The organism is Cohnella lupini, assembly GCF_003386205.1.
Classification (GTDB): Bacteria; Bacillota; Bacilli; order Paenibacillales; family Paenibacillaceae; genus Cohnella; species Cohnella lupini.
Genome location: NZ_QRDY01000011.1, coordinates 163564 through 176319, shown reverse-complemented (window position 1 = coordinate 176319; position 12756 = coordinate 163564). Strand labels below are relative to the sequence as shown.

At 51.7% G+C, this 12756-nt stretch carries 14 protein-coding genes, 15 tRNA genes and 2 rRNA genes; 28 read left to right on the top strand and 3 right to left on the bottom strand.

The genetic code is table 11. The features are described from left to right. The 18 genes from DFP95_RS18715 to DFP95_RS18630 all read left to right on the top strand — a co-directional run. A 23S ribosomal RNA gene (locus DFP95_RS18715) occupies nucleotides 1-84 on the top strand; the annotation flags it as partial. Nucleotides 85-252: 168 nt separating this feature from the next. Further along, nucleotides 253-369 (top strand): 5S ribosomal RNA (rrf, locus tag DFP95_RS18710). A 29-nt stretch (nucleotides 370-398) separates the two neighbouring features. Further along, nucleotides 399-474 (top strand) — tRNA-Asn (locus DFP95_RS18705). A 4-nt stretch (nucleotides 475-478) separates the two neighbouring features. After that, a tRNA-Ser gene (locus DFP95_RS18700) sits at nucleotides 479-571 on the top strand. An 18-nt stretch (nucleotides 572-589) separates the two neighbouring features. Next, nucleotides 590-664, top strand: a tRNA-Glu gene (locus tag DFP95_RS18695). Between the two features lie 101 nt (nucleotides 665-765). Beyond that, nucleotides 766-842 (top strand) — tRNA-Met (locus DFP95_RS18690). A 37-nt stretch (nucleotides 843-879) separates the two neighbouring features. Then, nucleotides 880-956 (top strand) — tRNA-Asp (locus DFP95_RS18685). Between the two features lie 22 nt (nucleotides 957-978). Then, nucleotides 979-1054: transfer RNA gene (locus DFP95_RS18680), tRNA-Phe, on the top strand. A 23-nt stretch (nucleotides 1055-1077) separates the two neighbouring features. Continuing rightward, a tRNA-Thr gene (locus DFP95_RS18675) sits at nucleotides 1078-1153 on the top strand. An 18-nt stretch (nucleotides 1154-1171) separates the two neighbouring features. Further along, a tRNA-Tyr gene (locus tag DFP95_RS18670) sits at nucleotides 1172-1255 on the top strand. Nucleotides 1256-1271: 16 nt separating this feature from the next. Continuing rightward, nucleotides 1272-1345, top strand: a tRNA-Trp gene (locus tag DFP95_RS18665). Nucleotides 1346-1372: 27 nt separating this feature from the next. Then, a tRNA-His gene (locus DFP95_RS18660) sits at nucleotides 1373-1448 on the top strand. A 15-nt stretch (nucleotides 1449-1463) separates the two neighbouring features. Next, nucleotides 1464-1537: transfer RNA gene (locus DFP95_RS18655), tRNA-Gln, on the top strand. Nucleotides 1538-1544: 7 nt separating this feature from the next. After that, nucleotides 1545-1619 (top strand) — tRNA-Gly (locus DFP95_RS18650). Nucleotides 1620-1637: 18 nt separating this feature from the next. After that, a tRNA-Cys gene (locus DFP95_RS18645) sits at nucleotides 1638-1711 on the top strand. A 15-nt stretch (nucleotides 1712-1726) separates the two neighbouring features. Beyond that, a tRNA-Arg gene (locus DFP95_RS18640) sits at nucleotides 1727-1803 on the top strand. A 22-nt stretch (nucleotides 1804-1825) separates the two neighbouring features. Beyond that, a tRNA-Leu gene (locus DFP95_RS18635) sits at nucleotides 1826-1911 on the top strand. A gap of 75 nt (nucleotides 1912-1986) precedes the next feature. Then, the gene (locus tag DFP95_RS18630) at nucleotides 1987-2643 is read left to right on the top strand and encodes a carbohydrate-binding family 9-like protein (RefSeq protein WP_115994160.1); all 657 of its coding nucleotides are present in this window, start codon (nucleotides 1987-1989) and stop codon (nucleotides 2641-2643) included. A 25-nt stretch (nucleotides 2644-2668) separates the two neighbouring features. Here the strand turns inward: DFP95_RS18630 and DFP95_RS18625 are convergent, their stop codons facing one another. Then, on the bottom strand, nucleotides 2669-2863 hold the full coding sequence (locus tag DFP95_RS18625) for a DUF2188 domain-containing protein (protein ID WP_115994159.1): 195 nt from the start codon (nucleotides 2861-2863) through the stop codon (nucleotides 2669-2671). Nucleotides 2864-3091: 228 nt separating this feature from the next. Next, entirely contained in the window at nucleotides 3092-3697 is a 606-nt protein-coding gene (locus tag DFP95_RS18620) for a C40 family peptidase (RefSeq protein WP_115994158.1), read from the bottom strand. Between the two features lie 238 nt (nucleotides 3698-3935). On the opposite strand from DFP95_RS18620, the gene DFP95_RS18615 reads away from it, so the two are divergent. The 7 genes from DFP95_RS18615 (at nucleotide 3936) to DFP95_RS18585 (ending at nucleotide 8656) form a co-directional block, all read left to right on the top strand. Then, nucleotides 3936-4235 carry a LiaF transmembrane domain-containing protein gene (locus DFP95_RS18615; RefSeq protein ID WP_115994157.1) on the top strand — a complete coding sequence of 100 codons (300 nt, stop codon included), beginning with the start codon at nucleotides 3936-3938 and terminating at the stop codon, nucleotides 4233-4235. Nucleotides 4236-4280: 45 nt separating this feature from the next. Beyond that, nucleotides 4281-4946 (top strand): PspA/IM30 family protein, encoded by a 666-nt coding sequence (locus DFP95_RS18610; protein ID WP_115994156.1) that lies wholly within the window; start codon nucleotides 4281-4283, stop codon nucleotides 4944-4946. A gap of 4 nt (nucleotides 4947-4950) precedes the next feature. Continuing rightward, nucleotides 4951-5454, top strand: coding sequence for a PspC domain-containing protein (locus DFP95_RS18605; RefSeq protein ID WP_115994155.1), 504 nt, complete (start codon nucleotides 4951-4953; stop codon nucleotides 5452-5454). Between the two features lie 4 nt (nucleotides 5455-5458). Continuing rightward, nucleotides 5459-6142, top strand: a complete 684-nt coding sequence (locus DFP95_RS18600; RefSeq protein ID WP_115994154.1) for a PspA/IM30 family protein — start codon at nucleotides 5459-5461, stop codon at nucleotides 6140-6142. A gap of 142 nt (nucleotides 6143-6284) precedes the next feature. After that, nucleotides 6285-6920 (top strand): cell wall-active antibiotics response protein LiaF, encoded by a 636-nt coding sequence (gene liaF, locus DFP95_RS18595; protein ID WP_115994153.1) that lies wholly within the window; start codon nucleotides 6285-6287, stop codon nucleotides 6918-6920. 27 nt (nucleotides 6921-6947) lie between these two features. Continuing rightward, a complete protein-coding gene (locus tag DFP95_RS18590; RefSeq protein WP_115994152.1) occupies nucleotides 6948-8006 on the top strand; it encodes a sensor histidine kinase in 1059 nt (352 codons plus the stop codon). Next, nucleotides 8006-8656, top strand: a complete 651-nt coding sequence (locus tag DFP95_RS18585) for a response regulator (RefSeq protein WP_115994182.1) — start codon at nucleotides 8006-8008, stop codon at nucleotides 8654-8656. The genes DFP95_RS18590 and DFP95_RS18585 overlap by 1 nt, the downstream gene beginning before the upstream one ends. On the opposite strand, the gene DFP95_RS18580 is transcribed toward DFP95_RS18585, so the two are convergent. Then, on the bottom strand, nucleotides 8653-9009 hold the full coding sequence (locus tag DFP95_RS18580; RefSeq protein ID WP_115994151.1) for a hypothetical protein: 357 nt from the start codon (nucleotides 9007-9009) through the stop codon (nucleotides 8653-8655). The genes DFP95_RS18585 and DFP95_RS18580 overlap by 4 nt on opposite strands. A 191-nt stretch (nucleotides 9010-9200) precedes the next feature. On the opposite strand from DFP95_RS18580, the gene zwf reads away from it, so the two are divergent. From zwf to tdh, 3 genes are all read left to right on the top strand, one after another. Then, on the top strand, nucleotides 9201-10754 hold the full coding sequence (gene zwf / locus DFP95_RS18575; protein ID WP_115994150.1) for a glucose-6-phosphate dehydrogenase: 1554 nt from the start codon (nucleotides 9201-9203) through the stop codon (nucleotides 10752-10754). Nucleotides 10755-10774: 20 nt separating this feature from the next. Continuing rightward, the gene (locus tag DFP95_RS18570) at nucleotides 10775-11395 is read left to right on the top strand and encodes a cyclase family protein (RefSeq protein ID WP_115994149.1); all 621 of its coding nucleotides are present in this window, start codon (nucleotides 10775-10777) and stop codon (nucleotides 11393-11395) included. 298 nt (nucleotides 11396-11693) lie between these two features. Continuing rightward, nucleotides 11694-12728, top strand: a complete 1035-nt coding sequence (tdh, locus tag DFP95_RS18565) for an L-threonine 3-dehydrogenase (protein WP_115994180.1) — start codon at nucleotides 11694-11696, stop codon at nucleotides 12726-12728. The last annotated feature ends 28 nt before the right edge of the window (nucleotides 12729-12756 follow it).

Below are 12756 nucleotides of genomic sequence, written 5' to 3'. Positions count from 1 at the left end.
AAGAACACCAGGTTGATAGGCTCGGGGTGGAAGCGCGGTAACGTGTGCAGCTGACGAGTACTAATCGGTCGAGGGCTTATCCTAACGAATGGACATGGTAAGGTAATTGAACCTCAGCATCTCTTCACCCTTGCTTGCTTCGCATCCAGTTTTCAAGGCATGAGCCTTGTATAACGCACATCTGCAACACGTTGTTTCACAACGTTGCCTGCAGACATGCGCTTCGCGACGACTTCGTCGCACGATATCTGGTCTGGTAATAATGGCGGAGGGGTTCCACGCGTACCCATCCCGAACACGACCGTTAAGCCCTCCAGCGCCAATGGTACTTGGACCGCAGGGTCCTGGGAGAGTAGGACGTTGCCAGGCCGGATTTCGAATTTACGATTTGCTTACATTCCCTGATAGCTCAGTTGGTAGAGCACTCGACTGTTAATCGAGTTGTCACAGGTTCGAGTCCTGTTCGGGGAGCCATTTTGGAGAGGTGTCCGAGTTTGGTCGAAGGAGCACGATTGGAAATCGTGTAGGCGCCTAAAGCGTCTCGAGGGTTCGAATCCCTCTCTCTCCGCCATATTACACCTGTAAGCAAGGCCCCTTGGTCAAGCGGTTAAGACACCTCCCTTTCACGGAGGTAACAGGGGTTCGAATCCCCTAGGGGTCACCATTTTCTCTAAAGAATTACCAGAAATTACGTCTTGCAATTGCTGTGCGATATGAGGTATGATAAGAAATGTCGCTTAACTAAGCAATGGGATGTATCAACGACGCGGGGTGGAGCAGCCCGGTAGCTCGTCGGGCTCATAACCCGAAGGCCGCAGGTTCAAATCCTGCCCCCGCAACCAATTGTTTTACTCTCGGATATAACCGAGCTACTATTATGGAGCTGTGGTGTAGTGGCCTAACATGCCTGCCTGTCACGCAGGAGACCGCGGGTTCGAATCCCGTCAGCTCCGCCACTTTTCTCTAATAAGGTACTTAGGCTCGATAGCTCAGCTGGTAGAGCAGAGGACTGAAAATCCTCGTGTCGGCGGTTCGATTCCGTCTCGAGCCACCATTAAGACAAATTTCAAACAGTATGCCGACTTAGCTCAACTGGTAGAGCAACTGACTTGTAATCAGTAGGTTGGGGGTTCAAGTCCTCTAGTCGGCACCATTTCTTATCCCTGATCGTGGAGGATTAGCGAAGTGGCCAAACGCGGGAGACTGTAAATCTCTTCCTCACGGTTCGGTGGTTCGAATCCATCATCCTCCACCAGTTTTCTTCTCTACATAGGGGCATAGTTTAAGGGTAGAACAGCGGTCTCCAAAACCGTTAGTGTGGGTTCAATTCCTGCTGCCCCTGCCAAAAAGTTTTACGAAATTTACGATCGTGGCGGTCGTGGCGAAGTGGTTAACGCATCGGTTTGTGGATCCGACATTCGGGGGTTCAATTCCCCTCGTCCGCCCCATTTTTAATTCAGTATAGGGGTTTAGCCAAGCGGTAAGGCAACGGACTTTGACTCCGTCATCCTAGGTTCGAATCCTAGATCCCCTGCCATTTATACGCGGAAATAGCTCAGTGGTAGAGCATCTCGTTGCCAACGAGAAGGTCGCGGGTTCGAGCCCCGTTTTCCGCTCCAAACCATCTTTAAGACTTTGGCGCCATAGCCAAGTGGTAAGGCAGAGCTCTGCAAAAGCTCTACCCCCAGTTCGAGTCTGGGTGGCGCCTCCAAAATTCTTAAAGTATGCGCCCTTAGCTCAGCTGGATAGAGCGTTTGACTACGAATCAAAAGGCCAGGAGTTCGAATCTCTTAGGGCGCGCCAAGTAAGTAAGAAAACTGAATATGCCGGTGTGGCGGAATGGCAGACGCGACGGACTCAAAATCCGTTTCTTGAGAGGGAGTGGGGGTTCGAGTCCCTTCACCGGCACCAAGTTAAACATGCCAAAAGTGCTTAAGGTCATTATGATCTTAAGCACTTTTTTTGTGTATTAATGGTACAATCGGAATGGAATATCAATCGAATCCGATGGGGGCTATGATGATGGAGCAGGCAGTCAATAGAACGTACATATGCAAGCACGTAGATTATTCGGACGGAATATGGCACGACGTCTCGCCGATCGCTTTAACCGATGTCGTTACGGGGGAAGCCGTTAAAGAGGAAACGTTAGTGAAGGCATGTTGGGACAATCAGGCGCTATACGTTAGATTTGAATGCGCGGATTCGTATGCCGTTTCCGATTTTAAGAATCGCAACGACCCGCTCTACGAACAAGACGTAGTAGAAGTGTTCATTGATGAAGCAGGGAATGGCAAAAGGTACGTTGAAATTGTCGTTAGCCCGAATAATATCGTATATGAGGTCATGATCGATCATAACGACGAGAACGATGAGCTTAAGTTCTCGATAGACAGGGATTGGGTGACGAAAGGACTCGTTACGTCCGTGGATATACAAGAAGATTTACGTATTTACACGATGATCATTCCGCTTACGAATTTCAATAAGCAACCTACCGATGGAACCGAATGGAAAATCAACTTTTACCGAATAGACGAGGAACAGAACGGAAAACGTCATTTTCAAGCATGGTCGCCGTCAGGCGCGATCAATTTTCACGTATCGAGTTTGTTCGGAACTTTGCGCTTCAGCCGTCTGTAAGGGGAATTAATTGATCCGGTGAAGGTCAATGTCCTTTCTTGCGAAGCTGTTTATGCCGGTTTTCCGCCCAATCCTTAGCCTGAGCGGTTGCGATGGCGATAGCCCGTCCTTCTTCGTACCCATCCTCAAGCAAAGCATTTGCGATATCGACGGCTTTTTCCCTTACGGGGGCAGTAAAGTTCTTTAAGGATTCCGGGTAGCTGTCTTTGTCCCAAGGCATTATTATCTCCTCCTTAAAAATCTATAATAATTATTAGCCAACCAGCAGGCTGACAAAACGACTTCTAGATGAAAGTTAATCGAAAGCAGAACCCTGATTAAATATGACTCGAATAAAGAGACCGCGGAAGAAGCGCTGATCCGAGCGTGGCGTGCTGAAGAGATGAAAAAAGCTTTCCGAACCCCCCATCGTCGCGGAGGTTCGGAAAGCTTTTTTAGTGGGTGGGATCTATCTGGAGAGCGCGCTACCCCCGAAGAGAAACCGTTGCTCCCACGCCGTATCCGCCATTTCGTCGACGTGAACGCCGCCGCTTTCGGTGGAATAAGTGTGAAGAATTTGCCCATTGCCCAAATAGATGCCGACATGGGTTATTTTTTCCGTCGACTTGTCGGCGGTTTTGTAATTTTCCTCGCCCGATCCTTTGTAGCTCATAAAGAACATCAGATCGCCGCGCTTCAGGTTATGCCAATCGGACTCGGCCGCTCCGGCATCCTTCACGTACTGTCCCTGCTGACGGGAATCCGCGGGAAGGGAAATTCCCAACGACTCCTTGAAAATCCACTGCACGAAGTCAGAGCAATCGAAAGTCGCGACAGTGCTACGGTTGGAGCCGAATTCATAAGGCGTGCCGACATATTTCATACCGTCCGCGATGACTTTCTCGATCGCATCGTCAGCTTGACCGATTTCGGTCGTTACGGTGTCAGCTTGATTCGTTTCTTCATTAATAACGTTTGCGGGATCGGCGGATGAAGCTGCCGAAACCGCCTGTACGGAACCGAAACCGACGATCAACAACGTCGCGGCACATAATCCCATCACTTGTTTTCTCATGCTTCAACACCTCCGTTTAACTTCTATTAATACGCTAACATAGGAGGCGGGAGGGTTAAACCCACAATTGTTGCCATCGGCGCGGAACCGTTGGTCCGATAGGAAAAGGTCGGAAGGCCGTAGGCATCCTCGACTACAGTCTAGGAACAAAAACATCCGCGAGTCCGTTATGCGAGAGGCTCGCGAGGTTTACAATAAGGACATAAGTTATACGAGTTACAGAAAAGAGGTGAAGCAAATGAAAAGCGGAAACGGTTTGGCACTGCTGCTGATCGGCTTCGGCGGATTGATCATTCTCGGTAAATTGGGCTTCGGACTTGGGTTCCTGTTCGGACTGCTGATTCCGATTCTGATTATCCTGCTCGGAATCGTAGCGTGGAAAAACGGTAACCGTCTGCTTGGAGGAATCATAGCGGCCGTCGGCGGATTTATTCTACTGGGCAAGCTTTCCTTCTTGTTCGTATGGGCGGCCGCGATCGCATTGATCGTATTCGGAGTTTCGATGCTGGGCCGCAAAAATCGCACGACTAGGATGTAGCAGAACGGTCACTTTAGAAGCAGCGGATGAGGGAGGTATACAGGAATGAGTGTCATTAAAAGAGTGCGGGACATGACGGTGGCTTCGTTGAACGACCGATTGGAGAAATCGGAAGATCCCGTACGCGTCATCGATCAGTTCCTCTGGTCGACGCACCAAGAGATTACGCAGAGCGAAGGTCTGCAACGCCAATACGCGACTCACACGGATAGCCTGCAACGCCAATGGAAAGATGCCGAGCAATGGATGGTCAAACGCGAACAGCAAGCTTTAACGGCGTTAAAGGCCGGAGAAGAGAACGTCGCGAAGCTGGCGCTGCAGGATAAGGTCATTCACGAGGAGCGTTCGGAGCGCTATCGGCAGCTATACGAACAAAGCCGCAGCGAGTTGACCGATCTTGAACAGCTGCTGCAGGAGCTTCGCAACGAATATCGCACCGTGTACGACCGTCGCCAATTTTACGTAGCCAGGATGGAATCGCTTCGCTTGCAGCAACGGCTAAACGCCCGATACACTCCGGGCAATGCGGATACGTCGCAGATGTTCCGCAAGATCGATGACCGCCTGACGGATATCGAACTGGAAACCCGCAGCCTTCGCGATTTGCGTCGGATGGGGCAAGAGACGCTGATGCAGGCGGGAGAAGTCGTCAAGAACACGATCGAAAGAGAATTAGAGCAGTTAAAACGCAAGCTGCAACAAGGAGGTTAAAGGGATGCGCAAATTATATCGTTCCACGCGGGATCGCAAGTTGTTCGGAGTATGCGGTGGATTGGCGGATTATCTAGGCGTGGATGCGACCTTGCTACGCATACTGCTGATCGTCGTCGCCGTGTTCTCGGCCGGCTCCGTAATCATCGTGTACATTATCGCCGGTTTCGTCATTCCCCGAGAACCCCATTACGGAGGGGGTTACGGCGCGAATCCGTTCGACCCGGGTTGGAAAGGGCAAGAACATACTCAGCAATACGGATTCGGCGGCCAAGGCTGGAACGCCAATACCAATGCCAACTATCCGGGACCTAATGCCGGAGCGGGGTATTCCGCCTCGAGCGCGCCGCGTCCGGGTCCAACCGTTACGTCAGCCCCGGCATCTGCCCGTCCTTCGCAAGGGATCGATGCGATGATGGAAGATATAGAGAAGAAGTCTTTGCAAAGAGAGATCGAAGAGCTTAAGGCAAGAATATCAAAATTCGAGAACCAATCGAAAGGAGAATAACACAATGGGTGTATTCCAAAGAATGAAAGATCTGACAAAGGCGTCCGTACATGATTTGCTTGATAAATTAGAGGATCCGATCGTCATGCTTAACCAATATCTCCGCGACATGGAGACGGAAATTCACGACGCCGAAGTTACGGTCGCTAAGCAAATGGCTACTGAACGCCGGATGAAGCAGCGCTTGGACGAACTGGTAAGGCTTGGCGTCGACCGCGAGGGACAGGCGGAGCATTCCTTGCGCAACGGCAACGAAGAGCTTGCCCGCAAGCTTCTCGAGGAAAAGGTCCAATACGATCAACAGGCGGCCGATCTGGTAGGACTGCACGCTCAAGCGAACGCGCAGGTTCAAGATCTGACGACCCAACTGCACGAGATGAAAGAGGAATACTACAAGCTGCGGAATAAGCGCAACGAATTGGCGGCGCGCACGCAAATGGCGAAAGCCCGCAAGCAAATGTCGCAGATCAGCACTCTGCATACGATCGAGAGCGGAACGGCTTCCCGCGGGTTCCATCGAATGGAAGAGAAGATTTTGCAATTGGAAGCTGAAGCGGACGTAGCGCGTTTGCCGAGTACGCCATTCGGCGGAGCTGCCAGCCGCATCGATCCGGAAAAATCGTACCGCGTCGAGCAAGAACTGGAAGCGTTAAGAAATCGCGTACAACCGAATTTACTCAAAGAATAACGACAACCGTTCTCGCTTGTCCCAAGATATGCTATGATGTCATAATGTGAAGTTCGACAATACGTCTAAGCCATAACGGATTCCGATCCGTTATGGCTTTAACTGCGAATAAAGCCGAGAACAACAGGAGGTGTAACCCGACATGAGAAAATCGAACGCGATTCTCTTCATCGCAGCAGGAATTTACCTCGCGCTTGGAGCAGTGGCGGGTTACGCGACCGTAAACGCGGCCGTTCTCCTGTTATTAGGCATTGAACGTTACCGGAACGATCGTTCCAAATTATCGATCCTCGTCATTGCGGTAAGCACGTTAGTACTCATCATTAATCAATTCGCTTTGTTCACCATCGTCGTGTTGATTTCGCTCGGAGCTTATTATTTCCGGGCGCGTCCTTCGGCTTTCGGGACGCATGCAAACAAGCATAGGTTATTCTTGAACATGCGGCTGGACGAACAGTCTTGGGTGCTTCAATCGATGAGCTTCTGGCATGCGGTCGGGGAAATTAGGATGGATATGTCCTTGGCTGTCCCGGAAGATAAGGAGACGACGATCGTCTTGCAGGGTTTAGTCGGCGACCTCGACTTGATCGTCCCGGACGATTATGGAATTCAGGTAGACGCATCGGTGCTTCTCGGGCAGATCTCTTTCAGGCAAGTTAAAGAAGGCGGCATGTTTCACCGATTATCATGGAGAACGCCGAATTACGAAGAGTGCGAGCAAAAGCTGAAACTTCAATTATTCTATCTCGTAGGAGATATCAAAATACGTACGGTGTAGCCGCCGAAGCCGAAAAGGGGGAATCGCATGGAATCCAGAAAAGTCACCAATATGGTTTGGCGTCACATGGGCGAAGCCGTGCTGTATTCCCTCGGGATCGGCGCGTTAGTCGTCTATCTTCTTATTCGGTACGGAATGAAGGTGCCTTCCTTTTCGGTAGGCACCGTTCTTACATATTCGGTTACCGCGATCGGCGTGTTGACAGTCACCGGAGCCGCGTACGGTTTCTGGAGAAGTTACCCGATCCGTCACCGGCTCGAGCTGCTTAGGGACCGAATGGTCATGCTTGAAAAGGGAAGTCCAAGCTTACCTTTGCCCGATCTGGGCAAAGACGAGATCGGGCGTATTGGCGAGCAGTTAGGCAAACTTAGCCGCAAATGGGAGGACCAAGTAACCTCCCTGCAACGCTTGTCCACGAACAACGCCGAGCTTACGGCCAAAGCGCGCATGAGCGCGGTCGTGGAAGAACGGCAACGGCTGGCCAGGGAACTTCACGACGCGGTCAGCCAGCAATTGTTCGCGATATCGATGACCGCGACGGCAGTTGGACGTACGATGGATCACGACTTCGAACGCGCCAGGCGACAAGTGGAATTGATCGAAGAAATGGCTTCCGCCGCGCAATCGGAGATGAGGGCTTTACTGTTGCATCTTCGTCCCGTCCATCTCGAAGGCAAGAGATTGGCGCAAGCCATCCCGGAATTAGTCGAAGAAATGAAAGCTAAGGTGCCGGTGGAAATCGCTATCGACCTGGAAGAGGATTTACCGCTTAACATGGGCGTGGAGAACCATCTCTTCCGCATAGTTCAAGAAGCTATTTCCAATACGCTTCGTCATGCCAAAGCGACTAAGATGGACATCGTCCTGCAGCGCCGCGGAGACACGGTTAGGCTCGGGATCAGAGATAACGGCATCGGATTCGATACTCAGACTCAAATCAAGAAACAGGCCTCTTACGGTATGACGAACATGGAAGAGCGGGTGAACGAGCTTGGAGGCTCGCTTAACATTGCCAGTGCTCCGGGCAAAGGAACGAGAATCGAAATCAGGGTGCCCTTGATGGCGGAAGGCGGTCAGACGGTATGATGGAGCAGGCGATGATCCGGGTGTTGTTGGTGGATGACCACGAGATGGTCAGAATAGGTTTGGCAGCGGTGCTCGGCACGGAAGCCGGAATCGAAGTCGTAGGCGAAGCGGGCAACGGGAACGAAGGTCTTCGTCTAGCTCGCGAATATTCCCCTGACGTAGTATTGATGGATTTGGTGATGGATGGCATGGACGGGATCGAAACGACCCGTCGGCTGATGGAGGAGATGCCGGAATGCCGAGTAATCGTGCTTACGAGTTTCTTGGATGACGAGAAGATGTATCCGGTCATCGAGGCCGGCGCATTCAGCTATCTGCTGAAAACTTCGCGGGCCTCCGAGATAGCGGATGCGATTCGCGCCGCATCCAGAGGCCAATCCGTTCTGGAATCCCAAGTCGCCTCGAAGATGATGAATCGCTTCCGTCGTCCTCCGCAGGTTGCCGCGCAGCCGCACGAGGATTTGACCGATCGGGAGATGGAAGTGCTGAAATTGATCGCGTTGGGGAAATCCAATCAGGAAATCGCCGACGACTTGTTCATCGGAATCAAAACGGTCAAATACCACCTGACTAATTTATTCGGCAAGTTAGGAGTAGAGGACCGGACGCAGGCAGCCATCTATGCCCATCGCAACGGACTTGCGGATTAAAGAGGAAACACGGCTCTGACGGGAGACAGCGGAATGACGGCTTTATCCTTGCATACATCGATTGCGGGACCTATGCTGAGCGTTCCCCAATAAGCGGTGGGTGTTTGCTCTTCAAGCTTGATGGCGCTGACGTCCGCGTGAAGCTTGGATTTGCGACTTCTCTTGACAGGTCGCAAGGAACGCTCGGCAATCTCCGCGCGTTCCAGTCGATCGCCGTTCAGGACGATCGATGAAGGTCCGCATGAGGTCAGAATTCCGGTGTGGCGCGTTTCGTCGTTCAGGACGACGCATACCGCTCTTCCGAATAGCGGGCGAAGCGAGTCCTCGTTAAAATAAAATACGGAATTCGGCATGTTATACTCCTCCTTTGTGGGAATGATATGCAGTGTATTCGCACAGGGGCAAGCGCGTACGGGCGGTTGCCCAGCGCCGCTGGACGGCTGCTAAAAACATAGCGTTGTCTTTGCAATTGTGCTACACTACAGTTCATGAGAACTGACAAAATCAGCTATTCCAAATCCCGCAATCAAGAAAGATGAGGAACATGACGGACAACAAAAACGAATCTATTTCCGCTCATGAAGCGGTCTATTTCATTTTCGGCGCTACGGGCGATTTAGCTCGCCGCAAGCTATTCCCGGCACTGTATAGCTTATACCGGGAAGGTAAATTAGGGGAACGGTTCGCCATCGTCGGGTTAGCGAGACGACCGCGAACGCAAGAGCAGTTCCGCGATGACGTGCACGAGTCCATTTTGGAATTCTGTCGTTACAAGCCGAGCGAACAAGAAGCTTGGAACGCTTTCGCGGAACACTTTACATACCAGTCCCTCGATACCGGCAACGTGGAAGCGTTCAAACAATTGAAAACCCACACGGAGCAGCTAGAGGCGCAGTATGACATTCCCGGTAATCGCCTGTTCTATCTGGCGCTTGCTCCCGAACTCTTCGGCAACGTATCGCGCAATCTGCGCGACGGAGGCATGCTGGAAACGACCGGCTGGCACCGCCTCGTCATCGAGAAGCCCTTCGGTTACGACTATCCGTCCGCCGAACGTCTGAACGAAGAGATTCGGCATGCGTTCCGCGAAGAATCGGTATTCCGTATTGACCACTATCTCGGGAAAGAGATGGTTCAGAATATCGAGGTTATCCGTCTTTCTAATGCTTTCTTCGAGCCGCTATGGAACAATAACCATATCGCCAACGTTCAAATCACGTTAGCGGAGACGGTCGGCGTCGAAGAACGCGGTGCCTATTATAACAAATCGGGAGCGCTGCGCGATATGGTTCAGAACCACATGCTGCAGATGCTGACGATGATCGCCATGGAGCCTCCTAGCAGACTCGATCCGGAGGATATCCGGGACGAGAAGGTCAAGGTGCTTCGTTCCATTCGCAAGCTTGAATCGGGAGAAGAAATCCGTTCCAGCATCGTGAGAGGCCAATATTCTCAAGGATCTTCGAGGGGCAAGGAGTTGAAGGGGTACCGTCAAGAGGATTCCGTTGATCCGGATTCCACGACGGAAACGTTCTTCTCCGCACGCCTTTTCGTAGATAATTTCCGCTGGGCCGGAGTTCCGTTCTACGTCCGCACGGGTAAACGCCTGCCGGTCAAATCAACGGAAATCGTCATCGAATTCAAGAATGTGCCGAACAACGTCCTGTTCGCCAAGCGCCAAGAGCTGCTTCCGAACCTGCTCGTCATTCGCGTGAATCCGATGGAAGGCATCTATATTAAGTTTAATGCCAAGAAGCCGGGCAACGATATGACCGTTCAGCCGGTGGCCATGGAATTCTGCCAAAGCTGCCAAGTGGGATTGAATACTCCCGAAGCTTACGAGCGTCTTATTTTCGACGCCGCGCGCGGCGATCACACTTATTTCACGAGATGGGACGAGGTTGCCGTCGCTTGGAAGCTTATCGATCCGATCGCCTCGGCGTGGCGGGAAGATTCCAAGGATCTTCAGTTCTATCCCGCGGGCTCGTGGGGACCGGAGAAGGCAGACAAGTTGCTGACCGACGAAGGCTTTCACTGGTGGCCGGTGAACGGACAGGACGAAGATAACGTTATTTGGGTGTCCAATACGAGTAAATAAAGTAATCGGAGGTAATAAAGATGCCTAAGATTCATGATATAAGCATGACGATAGAAGAAAGCATGCAAGTGTGGAAAAGCTACGAACAGAAAAAGCCTCATATTACGAACGTGCAGAATCACGACGAAGGCAAGCCGCACGAGAGCTTGCTGTCCATGAACGTTCATACCGGAACGCACGTCGATGCTCCTCTGCACATGATCGCCGGCGGCGAAACCATCGAGACGATTTCCCTTGATAGGCTATGCGGTCCCGCCCGAGTACTCGATCTCACCCATCTGCAAGGCCACATCGCCAAAGAAGATTTGGTTCCCTTCGCCATCCAACGCGGAGAGAGGTTGCTTTTCAAAACCGCTAGCTCTTTCACAGAGGAATTCATCCTGGACTTCGTGTTTTTGCGAGAAGACGGAGCTCGGTACTTGGCGGAGATCGGCGTCGGATTGGTTGCTACGGATGCACTGGGGATTGAACGGGCGCAACCGGAATACCCGACTCATCGTACGCTGATGCGCAACGACGTCATCATCGTCGAAGGCGTTCGCTTGAAGGACGTGGAGGCCGGTAATTACACGCTTATCATTGCTCCTCTTAAGCTGACCGGCATCGATGCTTCGCCGGCTCGCGCTTTTCTAATGGATTAATGAATTTATGCAAGCTATCGTGAAGGACCTTCGGGTCCTTTTCTTTTTTTATGGGTCGGGTTCGAGCCGCCCTGGATCGCGCATACGCCGTAGCCTATTTTAATATGAATATAGGGTTCCGTGATTTCCTCCCGATCGTTCCATGAATATCATGCTAGGGAAAACGCCCTATTCATGTCCGCGGAGAATCGACTCAAAGATTCCTACGATTTATTATATTGTACGTTATAACATACGTATGTATAATATAGTGTATATTCATTTACGTCATTGGGAGGACACCGGTGTGCGAGGAACGATGCAAGCGCTTGTGAAAGACAGGAGAGGGCCAGGAGCCGTGCTAATGGAAGTTCCCGTGCCGGAATGCCGCCCGGATGAAGTGCTTGTCCGCGTCAAAGCGACTTCGATATGCGGAACCGATTTACATATTTACCGTTGGGATGAATGGGCCGAGGAAAATGTCGTTACGCCGAATGTATTCGGTCATGAATTCGCGGGTATCGTCGAAGCTGTCGGGGTTAACGTTGTTAACGTGAAGGTCGGGGATCACGTGTCCGGAGAAGGACATATCGTCTGCGGCCATTGCAAAGCATGCCGGACAGGCAATGCGCACGTATGTCCGAATGTAAGAAGCTTCGGAATTACGGTGCCGGGTTGTTTCGCGAAGTATGCGATCGTTAAAGGGACGAATGTCATTCAAAACCCGAAGCAAATGCCATTCGAAATCGCCTGCCTGCAGGATCCGCTAGGAAATGCCGTACAGGCGGTGTTAGCCGGCGATATCGTCGGTAAATCTACGGCCGTAATCGGCGCTGGCCCGATCGGCTTGATGGCGATTGCCGTGGCCAAAGCTTGCGGCGCCGGAACCGTGTTCGCGGTCGATATTAATCCATATCGGCTGGAGCTGGCTATAAGAATGGGCGCGGATGCCGTCATTAATAGCTCGGACGTATCCATGGCGGATGCGCTGCACGAGGTAACGGGCGGCGACGGCGTTGAAGTGATGCTGGAGATGTCGGGAAATCCGCATGCGATTCGCGAATGCTTCGCGGCCGCGGCAAGCGCAGGACGCGTCTCGCTGCTCGGAATTCCTACGAAAGAAGTATCGCTCGACCTAGCCCGATATATCATCTTTAAAGGACTGCGCATCGAGGGAATTACCGGTAGGAGAATGTATGATACGTGGTACCAATTGAAGAATCTTCTCGAGCTTGGCAGAATAGATCTGAATTCCATTATTACGCATCGGTTCACGCTGGAACGTTTCGAGGAGGCGTTCGCTCTAATGGCCTCGGGGCAATGCGGAAAAATCGTGTTCTTGCATGAGGAATGAAAATCGAAGAACGGACAGGAGAAGGGAT